This is a genomic window from Sulfitobacter sp. CW3, assembly GCF_019392245.1.
Classification (GTDB): Bacteria; Pseudomonadota; Alphaproteobacteria; order Rhodobacterales; family Rhodobacteraceae; genus Sulfitobacter.
In genome coordinates, this window is sequence record NZ_JAHXRL010000003.1 from 92429 (window position 1) to 111157 (window position 18729).

Below are 18729 nucleotides of genomic sequence, written 5' to 3' on the forward strand. Positions count from 1 at the left end.
TCATTCATAGCGCTCCAGAAAAGCTTCGGCACCGAGGTTGCGGAAATCCTCGAGCGCCTGCCGTAGCTGGTCATGAGGCCAGTCCCACCACGCCAACTCCGTCAAGCGGTCCGCAATATGGGGTGCAAAGCGCGACCGCAGCGGGACGGCAGGGATACCTGCAACAATCATATAGGGGGCGACGTCCTTGGTCACGATTGCCCCGCCTGCGACGACGGCACCATGGCCGATTGTCACCTCTGGCCTTAGTTGTGCACCATGCCCCAACCACGTGTCGTGCCCAATGACCGTTCGCCGCGTGCGCCTGTGGGCGAACCAAGCCTCATCGTGACCCGCATCTTCGAAATAGTCGCCAGACCGATAGTGAAAGTGATGCAGGCTCGCTTTTTCCATCGGGTGGTCCGTGGCACCGATCCGCACGAAAGCTGCGATATTGGCGAATTTGCCCACGGAGGCATTGGCAATGTCACAATACCGGTCGCAATAGGAGTAGTCGCCGACGTGGCTGTGTGCCAATCGGGTGCCGCGCCCGATCTCGACATAGGCTCCGAAGGTTGCATCATTCACCTCGCAATCGGGATGGAGAAAGGGTTCGTTTGCCGTAAGTCGCGTCATCAGTGTCCACCCTCATCGCCTTTGATCAATTTGCGCCGCGCCCAGCCTGACAACGTGTCCATGGCCATGACCAACAAGATGATCAAAACGATGTAATAGGTGACTTCTTCCCAGTCTTTCTGGGTCGCAATCGCTTGGGTCAGCAGCAAACCGATACCGCCGCCGGTGATCGCGCCGATGATTGTGGCCGACCGCGTGTTGGATTCAAAATAATAGAGAACCTGACTTAGCAAAACCGGCATGACCTGCGGGATCACCCCGAAGCGGTAGCGCTGCATCGGCTTGGCGCCTGTGGACGTGATCCCTTCGATCTGTTTCTCGTCGACGTTTTCCAACGCCTCCGAAAACATTTTCCCGAACGATCCCGTATCCGTCAGCAAGATCGCAAGCGCACCTGTCAGCGGCCCCGGCCCGAATGCCCGGCTTAGGACGATGGTCCAGATCAACCCGTCGACACCGCGCAGAAAGTCGAACACGCGCCGTGCGGCAAAACGGAAAGCACCCAGCGGGGTGAAATTGCGCGCTGCCAGAAATGCCAGAGGCAGGGCAACGATAGCCGCACCAAACGTGCCCAGAAACGCCATCAGCAGGGTTTCGAACAAGGCCCAAAGCACATCGCCGTGCCGCCACATCTTGTTGGTCCAGAAATCGTGCAAGATTGCGCCCGCTTCGCCACTGAATGCGCGCGACACCAGCTGTGCCGGACCCATGCCGTAATACGGGCTATCGAGCGTGAAGAAGAACAGCTCCCAGCCGTAGCTGTATTTGAACACCTCGGCGCGGGCGCGGGTGATGGTAAACCGCCCCGCATCGGTCACGATTGTGACCCGGTTTTTCGACGCGTTGATATAATCTGGCAAATCGCCGGCAGGAAGCACCGCATTGACGCCGGTGCCATCGGGGCGCGCTGTGACAACCCCGTAGCCCGGAATGTTATAGCTGACCTCGTCGCCAAGCGTGATCACGTGCCCGTCGCCCAAGTCGACGATGGTGGTGTCGCCCAAGCTGACCCAGTCGGGCGCAGAGCCGTCTGGATATTCGCCCTTGCGCTCGCCTTCGACTGAAACGGCGATGGTGCCGTCGCGGTTGTTCTGTGTCACGTGGGTTTTATAGCTGTAGCTGTCAGACACCAAGGTGCGCGCGTTGTTCAGATTGATCCGTTCGCTTAACCCAGCCACATCAAACGACACGAAAATATAGGCGAGGTAGGCCAGTACCACCAAAGGCACGGCAATGGTGATGCGTTTCTTGCGGCTGAATTGTGCGAGGGTCGCGGCCTGCAGAGTAGCGGTGGTCATAGGGTCACCTGTGTGTTTGCTGCGCCATGTGTCAGACGGTTGCGCAACAAGCTCGAGAGCTGGTCCACAACGACAATGGTCAAAAAGAGAAGGATAAAGATCGCTGCGGCCTCGTCGTATTTGCCGACGCCCCAGCTCATGGTGTTGCGCAGGTCATAGCCGATACCACCGGCACCGACGAAACCCAGAATGGCCGAGGCGCGGATGTTGATCTCGAACCGCAAGAGCGCATAACTCAAATAGTTCGGTGCGACCTGCGGGATCACGCCAAGCCACATCCTTTGGCTCCAAGTGGCCCCGACAGAGGCCAGCCCTTCGACGGGTTTGAGAGAGGCGTTTTCATTCACTTCGGAAAACAGTTTGCCCAAGGCCCCAACCGAATGCAGGGCAATCGCGATCATCGCGGGCACGGGGCCACCGCCCAGCGTAAAGATCAGCACCAGCGCGATGACGATTTCAGGAACGGCGCGCAAGATGTCCAGCAAACGCCGCAGCGGTGTCACCAGCCACGGAACAGGTGCAAAGCCCCGGGTCACCAGCAAGGACATCACCAGCCCCAGCAAAGCGCCGATCAGGGTCGATGCGGCAGCAATATTGATCGTCTCGATCAAAGAGGGGAAGTATTTGACCAGATAGCCCGGCATCAAAGGCGCGCGTTCAATCGCTTCGCTGAACATGGCGGCGGGGAAATCAAAGATATTACCAAGCCCGTCCCAAAACCCGCCCGCATTGCGGCTGTCAGCCACATAAAAACCGGAGACCAGCAGCGCAAGAAACACCACCAAGATAATGAAGTTCATCCGGCGCTTGGTTCTCATCTGCGCGAGATAGGCATCACCGGCTCTGCCGACACCACCGCCATTTACTGCTTCATCTGACATGCTCTACCCCACATAAATGACTGGCCCCGGAAGATCCGGAGCCAGCAGACGCTATAAAATCGCGTGGATTAATTGGATTTTGCCAAACGGGCGGCAACGATGGACGTATAGGCGTCGTGGGTGATCGGGTCGAACCCGCTCACTTCGCCGCCAGCCAGGGCTGCTGCGCACTCTGGGTCTGTTTCGCCCATTGTGTCGATGATGTTTGTCACGGTTGCGCGCACATCATCTGGAAGGGCGTTGCGCAGAACAACAGGTTCGCCTGGGATCAGTTTCGAGCGCCAGATTTCAACCATGTCGTTCATGTCAACCAGACCCGCGTCCACAGCTTTGCGCAGCGCGCCAAAGGTATAGCCGTCTTCCCAGTTGCCCTGACCATCAGTCCATGTCACGCCGCCGTCGACGTCACCGTTGTTTACAGCAACGATGGTCTGCTCGTGACCGCCAGTGAATTTGACCTCACCGAAATAGTCGCCGCTTTCCATGGACGCGCCGGTCAGCACCGGGATCTCAACCGAAGGGATCAGATAGCCAGAGGTCGAGTTCGGATCACCGAAGCCGAATACTTTGCCCTGCATGCCCTCAAGCGAGGTGATGCCGCTGTCAACGCGGGCGAAACCAACAGAGTAATAACCGGTTGTGCCATCTGTGTTCACTTTTACAAGGATCGGCGTCACGGCTGCTTCGTCAGCGATATAAACCGCTGCGTAGGACGATGGACCCATCAGCGACAGATCGATCGTGCCGCCCAAAAGGCCCTGGATCACACCGTTATAGTCCGCTGGTGCGAACAGTTTGGTGGGGACACCAAGGGCGTCTTCGATTGTGCTGCGCAAGCATTCGTTGCTGTTCATGCGGTCTTGGGCATTCTCGCCACCCAGAATACCAATACGGAATTCGTTGATGGCGTGGCTCTCGGCCATTGCGGTGCCGGCCAGTGCCGTGGTCAAAAGTGCAAGTGTGATCGTCTTTTTCATCTGAAGTCTCTCTTGATTGATGCACCCCAAGGGTAGGGCGCGGGGAAAATCGTTGGTGGTTACTGCGCCGCGACGTCAGCCATTGCTTTCGTGGACGGCGCTGTTGTTTCGATCTGGGTCGAGGTCATTGCCTCGGAGAAACCTGCATCCGCGCCATAGATCTCGCGTGCGATGGAGGTGGTCAGCTGTTCGGGCAAACCGTCAAACACAATGCGACCATCACGCATCCCGATGACGCGATCACAATACCGACGTGCGGTATCCAACGTGTGCAAGTTGGCAATCACCGTGCGGCCGTCTTGTTCGTGAATGTCACGCAGCGATTGCATCACGACCTGCGCGTTCATCGGGTCAAGCGACGCAATTGGCTCATCCGCCAGAATGATCCGCGGGTCCTGCATCAAGGCGCGCGCAATGGCGACGCGTTGTTGTTGACCACCCGACAATGCCTCGGCGCGTTTCGGCGCATGCTCGGCGATCCCCAGGCGTTCTAGGATGTTGATGGCACGGTGAATGTCTTCGTCAGGGTACAGATTGAACATGGTCGCCACGGTCGAGCGTCTGTTCAATGTGCCGTGCAGGACGTTGGACACGACATCCATTCTGGGAACGAGGTTGAATTGCTGGAAAATCATTGCGCATTGCGATTGCCAGCTTCGTTTGGCTGCACCGCGCAGAGCTGTCACATTCAGACCGTCAAACGTAATCTCGCCGGAGGATGTATCGGTCAGCCTGTTGAGCATCCGCAAAAGGGTAGACTTGCCAGCCCCAGAGCGCCCGATAATCCCAATCATCATTGGTTTATCGACGACGAAACTCGCCGCATCCACGGCAGTGTTCACACCGAACGTTTTCGTGACTTTATCAAATCGCAACATAGCAGCCCCTTTGGTTGGGGCGATGGCTACGTGGCAAGAGATTCACTTTTGTGTTCGTTTTGCTAATGTTTTGTAACAAGGCCACGGGTGGGCCTTTGCAAAACATGCCTGCACGCTTTCGAAGCGATGAAAGACCTACAGGGGTGTTCCGAATCCGGGTTCGAACGGTGATTTTTTACGGGCAGCCACGCAACCTGATCCGTTCAAACCATTCCGATTCGCCACGGAACAGACATCAAGGACAGTTTCCAAATGACTGCTTCGGGCAGGTTTCTGGCCCGTGGCGCACGTCGTGGCGTGCGACGGCCCTCGATTATTCGTAACGCGGGCACCCAATAAAAAATGGCGCGCCCGATTGGGGCACGCCATCTTTTGTTCGCGATAGGCAGATGGGTTTAGAAGCCCAGACCTGCGTATTTGTTTTTGAACTTGGACACGCGGCCGCCGGTGTCCATCAAGCGGGATGTGCCGCCGTTCCATGCAGGGTGCACGGAGGGGTCAATATCCAACGCCAGCTGGTCGCCTTCTTTGCCGTAGGTCGATTTCATTTCCAAGATCGTGCCGTCGGTCATTTTGACGTTGATCGTGTGGTATTCGGGGTGTGTATCGGCTTTCATGACAGCTCTCCTTACGCGTTCGCGCCAGATTTTGGCTTGTAATGGGCGTTCTCGACGATCCGTGCCGATTTGCCGCGACGGCTGCGCAGGTAATACAGCTTGGCGCGACGAACGCGGCCACGACGTACAACAGTGATGCTTTCGATGTTGGTCGAGTGCAGCGGGAATACGCGCTCTACGCCTTCACCAAAGGAAATCTTGCGCACGGTGAACGAACCGGCAATGCCGTGGCCGTTGTTGCGTGCAATGCAGACGCCTTCGTAGTTCTGAACGCGGGTACGTGTACCTTCGGTCACTTTAAAGCCCACGCGGATGGTGTCACCAGCGCGGAAGTCGGGGATCTCTTTACCCAGTTCGGCGATTTGTTCCGCCTCGATCTGTGCAATCAGGTTCATCTGATCGTCTCCTATGAATGCTCGCGGTTAGTCCACGAAGTTTTGCGCGATCCCATAGCTTCGGTCTGTCTGGCGGGCCTGCCGTAGCACCCCATCGAAGGTAGCATCATCTTTGCTTTGAATTTCTGCGGATGCAGAAAAGGCTGGAGCCGCAAAAGCGATTCCAGACGTGAGGGTCGTATAGGTCGGATGCTCCCTTGGATCAAGAGGATATCACACCCTAAGTTCGCCGTCTGTTAGGCTGTGAAATACGGGGCCAGATTGCTGCGCACGCGGTCCAGCACGGTGTCGCCATCCATGTTGGGCACAAACGTCTGGCCAGTGATCGCCTCAAAGGCGTCGATATAGACCTGCGAGGTTGCCGCGATCAGATCCGCCGGGATCTCTGGAATGTCATCCTTGTAAGGATCGCAACGCGCATCGACCCAAGACCGGATCACGTCCTTGTCAAAGGACGGGGGGCGGGTGCCGTTCTCAAGTGCCGACTGATAGCCATCGACCAGCCAGAAACGCGAGCTGTCAGGCGTGTGAATTTCATCGGCCAGCATCAGGTTGCCATCTGCATCGGTGCCGAATTCATACTTGGTATCGACCAGGATCAACCCGTTCTTGGCGGCCATTTCCTGACCACGGGCAAATAGCCGCAAGGCGATATCGCTGATCTGGTCCCACTGTGCTTGGGTTAGCAGACCCTGTTCAACGATTTCGGTCGCCGTCAGGGGGGCATCATGCCCGCCATCGAATTCTTTGGATGTCGGCGTGATGATTGCATGGGGCAGCGCCTCGTTATCGCGCAGCCCGTCGGGGAAAGTATGCCCGTACATCTCGCGTTGGCCCTTTTTGTACAGCGTCAAAACGGATGTGCCAGTGGAACCGGCAAGATACCCGCGCACCACAATCTCGACCGGGAGGATCGTCAGACGTTTGCCAATCACCACGTTGGGATCAGGATATTCAAGCACGTGGTTGGGGCAGATGTCAGCGGTGTGATCAAACCAGAACCGTGCGGTTTGGGTCAGAACCTGACCTTTGAACGGGATCGCCGTCAGGATGCGGTCAAATGCCGATATCCGGTCCGATGATATCAGGATGCGGCGGTCATCGGGCAGATCATAGCAATCACGCACTTTGCCGAAATACGGGTTTGGCAGCTCGTCAATGCGGGCGTGGTCAAGGGTACGGCTGAGGTCTGTCATGATTTGCCCTTTGGTTTTGGCGTGTATTTTGCCCACATATCAGGGCGGCGCTGTTCTGTCAGCCGTTCGCCTTGGGCCAACCGCCATTTCGCGATTTCGCCGTGGTTGCCCGACATCAGAACGGGCGGTATCTCGCGCCCCATCCATTCAGCGGGGCGGGTGTATTGTGGATGTTCCAGCAGGCCCGAGGAATGGCTTTCCTCGACCGTGCTGTCTGCGTTGCCCAGCACACCGGGCAGCAGCCGCACTGTGGCATCGATCATCGCCTGCGCGGCCAGTTCGCCGCCGGTCATGACAAAATCACCCAAGGAAACTTCGGTAATGCCGTAGTGTTCGATCACGCGTTCATCGACGCCCTCAAAACGGCCACACAGCATGGTAACGCCTGAACATTGGGCCAGATCGGCAGCCATTGCCTGATCAAAGCGGCGTCCGCGCGGCGACATGTACAGGATCGGCCAACGCCCTGCGGCCCCTTGCATTGCTGTCTCGATCGCGGGGCCGACCACGTCGGCGCGCATCACCATACCGGCACCGCCACCTGCGGGCGTGTCATCGACATTGCGGTGTTTGCCAATTCCATAGTCGCGCAGATCGTGGGTACGCAGCTGCCATTTACCCTCTTGCAGGGCGCGGCCTGTCAGGCTGGCCCCGAGCACGCCGGGGAAAAGTTCGGGGAATAGCGTCACGATCTCGGCCCGCCAGACGCCTGCATAATCGGGGGTGTCTTGCAGCAACTCGCGTGGTTTCAACGTCGCGCGGACAGATTGGCGACCGTGGGACCGTGCAGGTGTAGATCGATCAGGGGTGTTTGTTTTACTGGGCGGTGTTGTCATGTCACATTGGCCTTTTCCAGAGCCGCTTTTTCAGGGCCACGCGGCATTCGGGGGCTGTGCCAGTTCTGGAAATCCGCCCCATTTTGCAGGCGCGGCTTAGTCAGCCTTGGCATCGGGGAGTATCCCGTCGGGGGGATCGGCAATGATGCGACCCGTGGCCAGATCGACCGTGGGAACCGCCGCCTTGGTAAAGGGCAGGAATACCGTTGCCGAGGTGCCAGCAAGCTGCGTTTCCAGCAGATCGTCCGCGCCGTGATTTTGAACAGTCTTGACCTTGCCGATCAATGTACCGCCGGTGTCGAACACCTGAAGTCCGATCAGATCGGCGTGATAGAATTCATCATCGGGCAACGAGGGCAGCTGGTCACGGCCTGCAAAAAGCACTGTGCCGCGCAGGGCGTCCGCTTCCTCCTTGGAGGTCACATCAGTGATGCGGGCCACAAAGCCGTTCTTGATCGGGCGGACGAGGGCGATTGCAAAGCTGCGCTTGCCATCTTCAGAGGTCAGGGGGCTGTAGTTTTCGATGTCTTCGGGAACCGCACAATAGCTTTTGATGCGCAATTCGCCGCGCACGCCATATGACCCCGCAATCGCGCCTACGGATACTTTGTCGTTCATTGCAATAACTCCGAATTCACACAAATTGTGCCGGTCCATTGACCTTCGCCAGCCTTACATTCGCTTTTCATCAGCGCACGTTCAAACCAGATACCAATGGCAATACCTAAACCAAGAATAATGACAAGACGCAGCAATCGGAACATGATCGGCTTTCGGGTCGGGGACGACGTCAGGGCGCGGTCGGTGTCAGACTGATGAGAAAGTACATCGGACAGCCCGCATTGGCAAAGTGATGCCAGCTGTCGAATATACCTGAAGCTTCCCGGCGCAGCAAAGACCGCGCCGGGGAACCGTTTGATTATTCTGCTGCGGCTTCGTCTGCTGCAGGCTCTTCCGCTGGTGCTGCTGCGGCTTCTGCTGCTGCGGCGGCCTTGGCGGCTTTCTCTTCAACACGCTCTTGGGCTTTCTTGCCCGGTGTACCCTTCTTGGGGTTGTTGCGCTCTGTTTTTGGTGTCACGCCAGCGGCTTCCAACATACGTGCAACACGGTCTGTTGGCTGTGCGCCTTTGCTCATCCAGTACTGAACGCGCTCAACGTCCATTTTCACGCGCTCTTCGCTGTCTTTGGCCAGCAGTGGGTTATATGTGCCCAGCTTTTCAATAAAGCGGCCATCGCGTGGCATGCGGCTGTCGGCAGCAACGATACGGTAGAACGGGCGCTTTTTGGAACCGCCACGGGCGAGACGAATTTTCATGGACATGATGTATTTCCTTTAGGTTTAGGCGTGGTGGGTTTCACCCACCCTACGACTGGTGTTGTTTGTGGTGCTGAATGACTTCAGCGATGATGAAGTTCAGAAACTTCTTGGCGAATTCGGGATCGAGGTCAGCCTCTTTCGCCAAATCTTCGAGCCGTGCGATCTGGTCCGCTTCGCGGTTGGGATCGGACGGGGGAAGGTCGTGTTCGGCTTTGAGTTTCCCCACAGCCTGAGTGTGTTTGAACCGCTCGCCGAGCGTGTAGACGAGGATCGCGTCCAGACGGTCGATGGAGGCGCGGTGTTCCTTGAGGACCTCTGCGGCCAGTTTAACGGTATTGGTCATTATAGCCCCAATTCATCTACTGTCGCGCCGTCCAGCAGCGGTTTCGTGAACGACCGGTCATAGCGGCGGATGCATTTGGTGCGTTTGGCGTGTTCGTAGGCGCGCAGACATTCAGGATCGGCCCACATCTTTTCGCGGTACGCCTCGTAATCGGCCAGCGTCGGAAAGGAAAAATGGCAATAGGCGATGTCGTTGGGCCCTTCATGCGGCATATGATAGCCGTGATGGATGCCGCCCAGCTTCACCACAAGGTGCAGCCATGCTTTTGCATAGATTTCGAACTCCGGCAGTTTGTCGGGGTCGATTTCATATCTGACTGTGCAACTGATCATTTCTTTTTCCCAAAGCCTGACAGGCCGCCGGGCAGGCCCATGCCGCCGCCCATACCGGGAAGTTTACCGCCCATTTGTCTGGCCGCCGCTTCAAGCGCTTTGGGGTCCATGCCTTGGGCCATTGCGGCTGGATCCATGCCGCCCTTGCCGCCCATCATGCCTTTCATGGCTTGTTTGAGCATGCCGCCTTTGCCCATTTTGCCCATCTTTTTCATCATATCGCCCATCTGGCGTTGCATCTTCATCAGCTTGTTCAGCTCGGACACTTCAAGGCCGGCACCCTTGGCGATGCGCTTTTTGCGGCTGGCTTGCAGCAGCGCGGGGTTGGCGCGTTCTTTTTTGGTCATCGACTGGATCAGGGCGATCTGGCGTTTGAGGACCTTGTCGTCAAAGCCCGCTTCTTCGACCTGCTTGGCCATTTTACCCATGCCGGGCATCATGCCCATCATGCCCTGCATGCCGCCCATCTTGAGCATCTGTTCCAGCTGCATCTTCAGGTCGTTCATGTTGAACTGACCCTTGGCCATGCGGCGCATCATCTTTTCGGCTTGTTCGGCCTCGATGGTTTCTTGAGCTTTTTCAACAAGGGCAACGATGTCACCCATGCCAAGGATACGGCCCGCGATACGTTCAGGTTCGAACGTCTCAAGCGCGTCCATCTTTTCGCCGAGACCGACGAATTTGATCGGTTTGCCAGTGACGGCGCGCATGGACAGGGCCGCGCCACCGCGACCGTCGCCGTCCATACGGGTCAGAACGACGCCGGAAATGCCGATACGGTCGTTGAAGTTTTCAGCCGTTTGCACGGCGTCCTGACCGGTCAGGCCATCAACCACCAGCAGGGTTTCGCGCGGGTTGGCGACGTCACGGACGGCTTCGACCTGCTGCATCAGCTCTTCGTCGATGGACAGGCGGCCCGCAGTGTCGAGCATATAGACGTCATAGCCGCCCATGGCTGCCTGGGTCTTGGCGCGCTTGGCGATCTGGACGGGGTTTTCGCCTTTGACGATGGGCAGCGTATCAACGCCGATTTGCACACCGAGAATGGCAAGCTGTTCCATCGCGGCGGGGCGGTTAACGTCAAGCGATGCCATCAGCACGCGTTTGCCGTCGCGATCTTTCAGACGTTTTGCCAGCTTGGCAGTCGTTGTGGTTTTACCGGAGCCTTGCAGACCGACCATCAGGATCGGGGCAGGGGCGTTGTCGATTTTGAGGGAGCCGGGCTCTCCTTCGCCGCGCAGTACCTCGATCAGGGTGTCGTGGACAATCTTGACGACCTGTTGACCGGGGGTGATCGATTTTGTGACCGCTTGGCCTGTGGCTTTGTCTTGGACGGCTTTGACAAAATCACGGGCGACGGGCAGGGATACGTCAGCCTCAAGCAAGGCAACGCGGACTTCGCGCAGGGCGGTTTTGACGTCTTCTTCGGACAGCGCACCTTGTTTGGTGAGGCGGTCAAAGACGCCGGAAAGGCGTTCGGATAGGTTCTCAAACATGGGCCATGGCCCCCTTCGGTCGGTTGCGGATGATCCTAATTTAGGAAGCCCGCGTTAAATACACAAATGCCCCCACGGGCGTAACACGCTGGTGGGGGGCGATCTCTGGCCGCGCCAGAGACCGGAAGGCATAATGCTCCCGGGATTTGTGGGTCGTTTAAGTGACGGGCAGGTTTGAGTCAACCCGCCCGTCATATCATGTGGTCAGGCTGCTTTGGCGGTGACAGCCAGCGCATCAATCGCGTCATTGGCGCGCGCGATGGTGCCTTCGGGGTCTTTGGCCAATGCGTCAGCAGAGACGATTGTGACATCGGTCATACCCATGAAGCCAAGAACAGCCTTGAGATAGCCGGTGTTGAAATCCGCCTCGGAACCAGCTGGAACGCCGCCCGATGCCATGGCGACGATCACGCGCTTGCCTTTAACCAGACCCTCGGGGCCGGTTTCGGTGTAGCGGAATGTTACGCCTACACGGGCAACCAGATCGATCCATGCTTTCAGGGATGCAGGCACGCTGAAGTTATAGATCGGGGCACCAATGACGATGGTATCAGCGGCCAGCAGTTCGGCCACCAGTTTGTCAGATTCGACCAGTGCGGCGGCTTGTTCGGGGGAACGGTCCGCCTCAGGCGTGGCGCGGGCGACGGCCCAAGTTTGGGTGATCTGAGGCAGTGGTTCATGTGCAAGGTCGCGCACTGTCACATCAGTGTCGCCCAATTTGGCAATGATGCGGTCGGTTAGGGCGCGGGTTACGGAATCTGTCGTGTTTGCAGAAGAGTCGATGCGTAGAACTGACATGGGAGGATGTCCTTTCGTAGGGGTTTCAATACTGTCCCATAGATGCGCCTTGCATGGGCGAACACAACTTGCGAAAAATGCGGGTGATGTGTTCGATTTTGCACATATCTCCGTTTGAAAAGGGTGCCGCAGTGGACAATTGGGACGAGATAAAGACAGCCTATCAAGTGGCGCGGATGGGGACCGTCAGCGGCGCTGCTGAAGTTCTGGGCGTGCACCATGCGACAGTAATCCGCCATATTGATGCATTAGAGGCCCGCCTGGCGGTCAAGTTGTTCCAGCGTCACGCCCGTGGCTACAAGGCAACCGAAGCGGGTGAGGACCTGTTGCGGGTGGCGCAGGCGACGAACGACCAGTTCAGCCAGCTTGCCAACCGCATCAAGGGCCGCGGTGAGAATGTATCGGGCGAACTGGTCGTGACATCCTTGTTGGAGATCGTCGACTGGGTGACACCTGTGCTTGTCGATTTCCAGAAGCAGAACCCGGAAATTTCCATACGTTTCCTGACCGGCGAACGTTTGTTCCGACTCGAGTATGGCGAGGCGCATGTCGCGATCCGGGCGGGCAAAGTGCCCGAGCAGCCGGATAATGTTGTGCAGCCCTTTATGCCGCTTAGGGTCGGGCTGTTCGCGCACCGCACCTATATCGAGAGGTTCGGAATGCCATCGGGTGTCGAGGATTACGGCAACCACCGTTTTGTCGTTCACGACGATATGGAAATGCGGGCACCTTTCTTTAAATGGGTGCAATCAGTGGTCCCGAAAGACGCGATGGCGTTTCGCGCGCTCGATACGAAGGCACTGACGGCGGCCATTCTCAGCGGTGCCGGTATCGGGTTTGTCGGATATGAATATGGGCTGAATGATCCCGATCTGATCGAGGTTCATCCACAATTGCCCGAATGGGATTCGGCGCTTTGGCTTGTCACTCATGTGGATCTGCACCGCACGCCCAAGGTGCAGGCGTTGTTGAAGTTCCTGAAAGACAGCGCGAAGGCGGCCGCCTAATGCGGCCCGATATTCAGGGGCATCTGGCAATGCTCACTTTTTCGGCCCTCGTGGCGGGGTCGTTTTCGTTGGGGTCGATGTCGGCGAACATGATCTCGCCTGCGGCTTTGAATGCGGCGCGGTTTGTTATTGCTGGCGTCGTGATTGCAGTCGCTGTTGCCGCGACAACAGGGATCACGCGCGAAGCTACCCGGGCACCGTGGCGCTATGTGGTTTTGGGCGGGTTGTTCGCGATCTATTTTGTGCTGATGTTCGAGGGCTTGAAAACCGCGCGACCTGTCAGCGCTGCGGCAGTTTTCACGCTGACGCCTGTCATCGCCGCGGGGTTCGGCTGGCTTTTGCTACGGCAAAGAACCACGCTGCGGATGGCATTTGCCCTTGCGATCGGGGCCGCCGGGGCGCTGTGGGTGATTTTCAGGGCAGACCTGGCCGCCCTGCAACGTTTCGAGGTAGGCCGCGGCGAGGCTGTGTATTTCATCGGCTGTGTCAGCCATGCGCTTTACACGCCGATGGTGCGCAAGTTGAACAGGGGGGAGCCCGCCGTGGTGTTCACGCTGGGGACGCTCATTGGGGGCGGTACGCTGTTGTTTATTTACGGGTGGCGGGATGTGTTGGGGACGGACTGGCTGGCGCTGCCACCTATCGTCTGGATCACGATCCTTTACGTCTCGGTGGCGGCGTCTTCGGCCACTTTTGTACTGCTTCAATTTGCGTCGCTGCGGCTGCCCTCGGCCAAGGTTATGGCGTACACGTATTTGACGCCAAGCTGGGTGATACTGTGGGAGATCGCGTTGGGTAATGGTGCGCCATCGCCGATTGTGTTGGGGGGCGTGTCCCTGACCATTCTGGCGCTGTACCTGCTGCTGCGAAATGATCAGGATGCCAGTAACCATGGTAAATAAAAAAATAATATTTCGGAACCAACCGCGTCTAGGCGGCGTTTAGATCACGGAAAGTTCATAAAGGAATCGTTACATGCGTAGCATTATTTATCTAATTGGTCTGGTCGTAGTTGTTCTTGCCATCTTGCGTTTTGCGTTCGGCATTATCTAACTACATCAAGCATGGCTCTTTCGTGTAATACCTCGTCATGGAAGAGCCAGCAAAACTACTCTTGCTCAACTGATCCAGCGTCTGACGATACCGATTTTATCTCCGCTGCCAGAAACTTTTCAAAATCATCCAGATTTACCGGGTCAAACTGACCAAACCCTTGCATCCACACCGATGGCGATTGCAGTGCAGAGGGTTCGAGTTTGCACCACTTAAGCCGCCCGCGCTTTTCCTGCGCGATCAGGCCCGCCCGTTCCAACACGATTAGATGTTTCGAAATCGCAGCAAGCGACATATCGAACGGTTCGGCAACGTCTGTGACGGCCATGTCATCCTCTAGCAGCATCGACAAAATGGCCCGACGGGTCGGGTCAGCAAGGGCTGCGAATATTGCGTCTAGCTGGGCGGACATGGCACTGCTTTGTTATCGTTGGAGGGACGTGGATTATGCGTCAAATACTCATAACGGATCTGACCCTCAACCAAAAGGTTGAATAACAATCGCGCCCAATTCGGACCCGTTTGGGGCGCTTGACCTATGGATTTCCTCTGGTTGAGCTTCGCAAGTCTCAATAAAAACAATGACATACACAAAAACTCTATCCTGTTGACTCGGGTGGGCAGTAAAAGTAGCTAAACATCAACACATCTACGGGGAGTTTTGGCGTGACCGATCCGGACCAACAGCAGCGATTAAAGCAGCTTGAGGCCAAGATCGCAGCGGCGAAACAAGCGCAAGCACCGAAACCCCGCGTTGATGAGCATTATTCTCAGGCATCGCTTGCCTGGCGGATGGTGATTGAACTTTGCGCCGGTCTTGGGATCGGTTTTGGCATCGGATACACGTTGGATTGGTTCTTTGGAACGCTCCCGGTATTCATGGTGCTGTTTGTAATGCTGGGCCTTGCGGCCGGGGTAAAGACGATGCTCCGCTCTGCGCAAGAAATCCAGGAAAAGAAGATGGCCGAAACGGTCGAAGAAGATAAAGGGCCCTGACATGGCGGCAGAAGCACACGGCGAAGAAGCGGGCGGCTTGGTTTTCCACCCGATGGATCAGTTCATCGTTAAGCCGTTCTTTGGCGATGGCGCTGTTTCTTGGTACACGATCACCAACGCAACTGTCTGGATGGCGCTGGCCGTTCTTGCTGTTTTTGCCTTGCTGGTTCTCGGCACATCCAAGCGTTCGGTAATTCCAACGCGGATGCAGTCGGTGGGCGAGCTTGCTTATGGCTTTATCTACAAGATGGTCGAAGACATCTGCGGTAAAGACGGGGTCAAGTATTTCCCCTACATCATGACTTTGTTCATGTTCATCGTCTTTTCGAACTTCCTTGGCCTGCTGCCAATGGCGTTCACGCCAACGTCGCACATCGCTGTCACTGCGATCATGGCTTTTGCAGTATTCTTTGCGGTCACCATTCTGGGCTTCGTCAAAAACGGCGCGTCTTTCTTGGGCTTGTTCTGGGTTTCCAGCGCACCGCTTGCGTTGCGCCCCATTCTGGCGCTGATCGAAGTTATCTCGTATTTCGTGCGCCCCGTCAGCCACTCCATTCGTTTGGCGGGTAACATGATGGCCGGTCACGCCGTGATCAAGGTTTTCGCAGGCTTCGCCGCGATTGCTGCCATCGCACCTTTGTCCATCGTCGCGATCACCGCGATGTATGGCCTCGAAATCCTGGTGTCCTTTATCCAGGCCTACGTGTTCACCATTCTGACGTGTGTCTATCTGAAAGACGCGCTTCATCCGCATCACTAACAACGGGCGTGGGTCATTCTGACCTGCCCCACTTCATCACCTCAATTCCATCGTAAGGAGAATTCTCATGGAAGGCGATATCGTACAAATGGGCGCATACATTGGCGCGGGTCTGGCATGCATGGGCATGGGCGGCGCGGCAGTCGGTGTGGGCAACGTTGCAGGCAACTACCTTGCCGGCGCACTGCGCAACCCTTCGGCAGCTGCTGGTCAGACTGCAACACTGTTCATCGGCATCGCGTTTGCAGAAGCCCTGGGGATCTTCTCGTTCCTCGTTGCTCTGCTGTTGATGTTCGCCGTTTAAGCGTCAGACTGACACTTCCTTACGCTTCGGGCAGCGCGTTACGGCGCGCTGCCCAAGGGATTTGAACGTTTTGACAGGAGGCCATAATGGCAACTGAACCAATTGATATGGAAGTCGCTGGCATGTGTGTCAACGAATTCGGCGGTGCCATTGGCATGCCCCAACTTTGCGGCGAATGGTTCGGCAACCAGATCTTCTGGCTGGTCGTAGCGCTTGTTGCGATCTACTTCATTCTGTCCCGTATTGCGTTGCCACGTATTGGATCGGTTTTGGCTGAACGCCAGGGCACAATCACCAATGACATCGCTGCTGCCGAAGACCTGAAGGTCAAAGCAACAGAGGCAGAAGCCGCATATGACAAAGCGCTGATCGATGCCCGCGCCGAGGCGCACCGCATCGTTGCAGCCGCAAAAGCAGATATTCAAGCTGATCTGAACAAGGCGATTGCGCAAGCAGACGTCGAGATTGCCGAGAAAGCTGCTGAATCCGAAAAAGCCATCTCTGAAATCCGCGCAAGCGCCATGCAAAACGTCGAAGAGGTGGCCAAAGACACCGCTCAGGCTATTGTGGCAGCCTTGGGTGGTTCCGCTGATGCGAAAACTGTTTCCGCGGCCGTCGAAGCCCGGATGAAAGGATAAGCCATGCGTTTGACTTTCTCAGCCTTGATTGCAGGCATGGTGGCATCACCAGCTTTCGCAGCAGGCGACGTTTTCTTTTCGCTGAAAAACACAGACTTCATCGTCTTGTTGGCGTTCATCTTGTTCGTCGGTGTTCTGTTCTATTTCAAAGTGCCTTCGCTGTTGTCGGGCATGCTCGACAAGCGCGCAGACGGGATCAAGTCCGAGCTGGACGAAGCCCGCGCCCTGCGTGAAGAAGCGCAGACACTGTTGGCCAGCTACGAGCGCAAGCAGCAAGAAGTCAAAGATCAAGCCGACCGGATTGTGACAGCTGCAAAAGCCGAAGCAACCGAGGCTGCGGATCAAGCGCGCGCCGATCTGGCGAAATCCATCGAACGCCGGTTGGCTGCTGCCGAAGAGCAAATCGGTTCGGCTCAGGCTGCTGCTGTTAAAGAAGTACGCGACCAGGCAATCGTGATTGCCGTTGCCGCTGCAAAGGATGTCATCGCCAAGAAGATGACCGCCGCAGAAGGCAATGCATTGATCGCAAGTGCAATCGACGATGTAGATTCCAAGCTGCACTAAGCTTACCAAACTTCACGAAAGGCCTCGGATCATCTCCGGTGCCTTTTATCGGTCAGTCTTGTTGCGTCTCATGCTGCAATCGTTGATGCGCAACAACTTCGTTGCGCTCAGCCCGTTGCTGGTCACGCAGGGCGTTCTCGACGTAATTCAGATGTGCTTCGACCGCTGAACGCGCGGCAGCCGGATCGCGGGCTTGTAATGCGTCGTTGATGGCGCGGTGCTGGTCCAACAGGGCCGACCGGGTGGTTCGTTGTTTGAACATCACTTGGCGATTATAGAACACGCCGCCTTGCAGCAGATCGTACATCGACCGCATCATATGCAGCATTACCACGTTATGGCTCGCTTCGATGATCGCCATATGGAACTGCGCATCCAGCTGTGCTTCGTCCTCGGTCGTGCGCGTCTCTTGGGCGGCTTCCATTTTGCGAAAAGTGGTATCGACAACCTTCAGGTCCGTGTCCGAGGCCAAGCGCGCGGCGCGCTCTGCGGCAAGTCCCTCCATATCGCGGCGGAAGGAAAGATAGTCGAACACGGCCTCGTCGTGACGGGCGAAAAGTTCGATAAGCGGCGGGGAAAAGGCCCCCCCCAGCACATCAGCCACATAGACACCGGCACCCGGTTTTGCGATCAGCAGGCCCGACTTTTCCAGCCGTGCAATCGCATCGCGCAGTGACGGGCGGGACACATCAAGCCGCTTGGCCAGTTCACGTTCCGCCGGCAAGCGTTCGCCGGGGCGAAGGATGCCACGCAAGATCAGCTGCTCGACCTGTCGAACGACTGCTTGCGATAGCTTTTCGGACGAGACGGGTTGAAATGGCATGAAACGATCCCTTGAATTGGTCAAATTATATGACCGGCAGGGGGTGACGACAATATCTTTGTCCGTGTTTCATGGGCTGTTAATCGCAGTGCCCTAACGATTGGGCATGAAAAACCTATATTTGCTCGTTCTCATGCTCCTTAGTCTATCCGCCTGCAACACAGCAGGTCCGCATTTCAGGGGGCTGACCGCGACCCGGATCGAAGTTGACGGTTCGGTGTTTGATGTGCGGACGCGGGGCAATCTGGCCGAAGCGATGCGGATCAATCCGGAATACGCGCCCCGCTTTGGCCCAATCAGGGATCGCGCTGCCTTTGCGATGTCTGTTGTCAGCGGGTGTGACGTGACCGATGTTTTAGGGGATCAGGCATTGGCCACAGGTGTTCTGGCGTGCCCGCCGCCATTGACGGGCAATACGATGGTTACGCCCATAGGGTGCCGTTTGACGATGAAACAACCGGCAAGAATACATGATCCGCCGTTTCGCAATCTTTCGTGCAATTCCGCGCCATAGCTCAATATCTTGTGGATAAGCGGCGGCCCGCCTCTTTCCCTAGCGTCTTTAGATTGACAGCACGCGATGCATCACGCCTACTTGCATGCA

At 56.8% G+C, this 18729-nt stretch carries 25 protein-coding genes; 8 read left to right on the plus strand and 17 right to left on the minus strand.

What is annotated here, in order from left to right; all coding sequences use genetic code 11:
* From KZZ06_RS07200 to KZZ06_RS07270, 15 genes are all read right to left on the minus strand, one after another.
* Positions 1-615: a chloramphenicol acetyltransferase gene (locus KZZ06_RS07200; protein WP_219579384.1), complete on the minus strand. Its 615-nt coding sequence runs from the start codon at positions 613-615 to the stop codon at positions 1-3.
* Positions 615-1913, minus strand: a complete 1299-nt coding sequence (gene phnE / locus KZZ06_RS07205) for a phosphonate ABC transporter, permease protein PhnE (protein WP_219579385.1) — start codon at positions 1911-1913, stop codon at positions 615-617. The genes KZZ06_RS07200 and phnE (KZZ06_RS07205) overlap by 1 nt, the downstream gene beginning before the upstream one ends.
* Positions 1910-2731 carry a phosphonate ABC transporter, permease protein PhnE gene (gene phnE, locus KZZ06_RS07210; protein ID WP_257884280.1) on the minus strand — a complete coding sequence of 274 codons (822 nt, stop codon included), beginning with the start codon at positions 2729-2731 and terminating at the stop codon, positions 1910-1912. Before phnE (KZZ06_RS07210) ends, phnE (KZZ06_RS07205) begins: the two co-directional genes overlap by 4 nt.
* Before the next feature lie 131 nt (positions 2732-2862).
* Positions 2863-3771 (minus strand): phosphonate ABC transporter substrate-binding protein, encoded by a 909-nt coding sequence (gene phnD, locus KZZ06_RS07215; protein ID WP_219579387.1) that lies wholly within the window; start codon positions 3769-3771, stop codon positions 2863-2865.
* Positions 3772-3830: 59 nt separating this feature from the next.
* Positions 3831-4649 (minus strand): phosphonate ABC transporter ATP-binding protein, encoded by an 819-nt coding sequence (gene phnC / locus KZZ06_RS07220; RefSeq protein ID WP_219579388.1) that lies wholly within the window; start codon positions 4647-4649, stop codon positions 3831-3833.
* Between the two features lie 395 nt (positions 4650-5044).
* Positions 5045-5266, minus strand: a complete 222-nt coding sequence (gene rpmE, locus KZZ06_RS07225; protein ID WP_219579389.1) for a 50S ribosomal protein L31 — start codon at positions 5264-5266, stop codon at positions 5045-5047.
* An 11-nt stretch (positions 5267-5277) separates the two neighbouring features.
* On the minus strand, positions 5278-5661 hold the full coding sequence (rplS, locus tag KZZ06_RS07230) for a 50S ribosomal protein L19 (RefSeq protein ID WP_093917553.1): 384 nt from the start codon (positions 5659-5661) through the stop codon (positions 5278-5280).
* A 236-nt stretch (positions 5662-5897) separates the two neighbouring features.
* Complete coding sequence (locus KZZ06_RS07235) at positions 5898-6857, minus strand: phosphoribosylaminoimidazolesuccinocarboxamide synthase (RefSeq protein WP_219579390.1); 960 nt, start codon at positions 6855-6857, stop codon at positions 5898-5900.
* Entirely contained in the window at positions 6854-7693 is an 840-nt protein-coding gene (trmD, locus tag KZZ06_RS07240) for a tRNA (guanosine(37)-N1)-methyltransferase TrmD (protein ID WP_219579391.1), read from the minus strand. Before trmD ends, KZZ06_RS07235 begins: the two co-directional genes overlap by 4 nt.
* 96 nt (positions 7694-7789) lie before the next feature.
* On the minus strand, positions 7790-8311 hold the full coding sequence (rimM, locus tag KZZ06_RS07245) for a ribosome maturation factor RimM (RefSeq protein ID WP_219579392.1): 522 nt from the start codon (positions 8309-8311) through the stop codon (positions 7790-7792).
* 301 nt (positions 8312-8612) lie between these two features.
* Positions 8613-9014, minus strand: a complete 402-nt coding sequence (gene rpsP / locus KZZ06_RS07250; RefSeq protein WP_219579393.1) for a 30S ribosomal protein S16 — start codon at positions 9012-9014, stop codon at positions 8613-8615.
* Between the two features lie 43 nt (positions 9015-9057).
* Positions 9058-9354 carry a chorismate mutase gene (locus KZZ06_RS07255; RefSeq protein WP_219579394.1) on the minus strand — a complete coding sequence of 99 codons (297 nt, stop codon included), beginning with the start codon at positions 9352-9354 and terminating at the stop codon, positions 9058-9060.
* Positions 9354-9686 carry an NIPSNAP family protein gene (locus KZZ06_RS07260; protein ID WP_219579395.1) on the minus strand — a complete coding sequence of 111 codons (333 nt, stop codon included), beginning with the start codon at positions 9684-9686 and terminating at the stop codon, positions 9354-9356. Before KZZ06_RS07260 ends, KZZ06_RS07255 begins: the two co-directional genes overlap by 1 nt.
* Entirely contained in the window at positions 9683-11182 is a 1500-nt protein-coding gene (gene ffh / locus KZZ06_RS07265; protein WP_219579396.1) for a signal recognition particle protein, read from the minus strand. The genes KZZ06_RS07260 and ffh overlap by 4 nt, the downstream gene beginning before the upstream one ends.
* A gap of 204 nt (positions 11183-11386) precedes the next feature.
* Positions 11387-11980 (minus strand): FMN-dependent NADH-azoreductase, encoded by a 594-nt coding sequence (locus tag KZZ06_RS07270; RefSeq protein WP_219579397.1) that lies wholly within the window; start codon positions 11978-11980, stop codon positions 11387-11389.
* Between the two features lie 131 nt (positions 11981-12111).
* Here KZZ06_RS07270 and KZZ06_RS07275 point away from each other — a divergent pair, with 131 nt between their 5' ends.
* Positions 12112-12987: a LysR family transcriptional regulator gene (locus tag KZZ06_RS07275; protein ID WP_219579398.1), complete on the plus strand. Its 876-nt coding sequence runs from the start codon at positions 12112-12114 to the stop codon at positions 12985-12987.
* Positions 12987-13889, plus strand: a complete 903-nt coding sequence (locus KZZ06_RS07280; protein WP_219579399.1) for a DMT family transporter — start codon at positions 12987-12989, stop codon at positions 13887-13889. Before KZZ06_RS07275 ends, KZZ06_RS07280 begins: the two co-directional genes overlap by 1 nt.
* Positions 13890-14095: 206 nt before the next feature.
* Here KZZ06_RS07280 and KZZ06_RS07285 read toward each other — a convergent pair whose 3' ends face one another.
* Positions 14096-14452 (minus strand): helix-turn-helix transcriptional regulator, encoded by a 357-nt coding sequence (locus KZZ06_RS07285; protein WP_219579400.1) that lies wholly within the window; start codon positions 14450-14452, stop codon positions 14096-14098.
* A gap of 254 nt (positions 14453-14706) precedes the next feature.
* Here KZZ06_RS07285 and KZZ06_RS07290 point away from each other — a divergent pair, with 254 nt between their 5' ends.
* From KZZ06_RS07290 to KZZ06_RS07310, 5 genes are all read left to right on the plus strand, one after another.
* Entirely contained in the window at positions 14707-15036 is a 330-nt protein-coding gene (locus KZZ06_RS07290; protein WP_219579401.1) for an AtpZ/AtpI family protein, read from the plus strand.
* A gap of 1 nt (position 15037) precedes the next feature.
* Positions 15038-15796, plus strand: a complete 759-nt coding sequence (locus tag KZZ06_RS07295) for a F0F1 ATP synthase subunit A (protein WP_219579402.1) — start codon at positions 15038-15040, stop codon at positions 15794-15796.
* Between the two features lie 67 nt (positions 15797-15863).
* On the plus strand, positions 15864-16100 hold the full coding sequence (locus tag KZZ06_RS07300) for a F0F1 ATP synthase subunit C (RefSeq protein ID WP_008227326.1): 237 nt from the start codon (positions 15864-15866) through the stop codon (positions 16098-16100).
* A gap of 86 nt (positions 16101-16186) precedes the next feature.
* On the plus strand, positions 16187-16738 hold the full coding sequence (locus tag KZZ06_RS07305) for a F0F1 ATP synthase subunit B' (protein WP_219579403.1): 552 nt from the start codon (positions 16187-16189) through the stop codon (positions 16736-16738).
* A 3-nt stretch (positions 16739-16741) separates the two neighbouring features.
* A complete protein-coding gene (locus KZZ06_RS07310; protein WP_219579404.1) occupies positions 16742-17302 on the plus strand; it encodes a F0F1 ATP synthase subunit B in 561 nt (186 codons plus the stop codon).
* Between the two features lie 52 nt (positions 17303-17354).
* Here the strand turns inward: KZZ06_RS07310 and KZZ06_RS07315 are convergent, their stop codons facing one another.
* Positions 17355-18125 (minus strand): FCD domain-containing protein, encoded by a 771-nt coding sequence (locus KZZ06_RS07315; protein ID WP_219579405.1) that lies wholly within the window; start codon positions 18123-18125, stop codon positions 17355-17357.
* 106 nt (positions 18126-18231) lie between these two features.
* Here KZZ06_RS07315 and KZZ06_RS22500 point away from each other — a divergent pair, with 106 nt between their 5' ends.
* Positions 18232-18639 carry a hypothetical protein gene (locus KZZ06_RS22500; RefSeq protein WP_257884250.1) on the plus strand — a complete coding sequence of 136 codons (408 nt, stop codon included), beginning with the start codon at positions 18232-18234 and terminating at the stop codon, positions 18637-18639.
* The last annotated feature ends 90 nt before the right edge of the window (positions 18640-18729 follow it).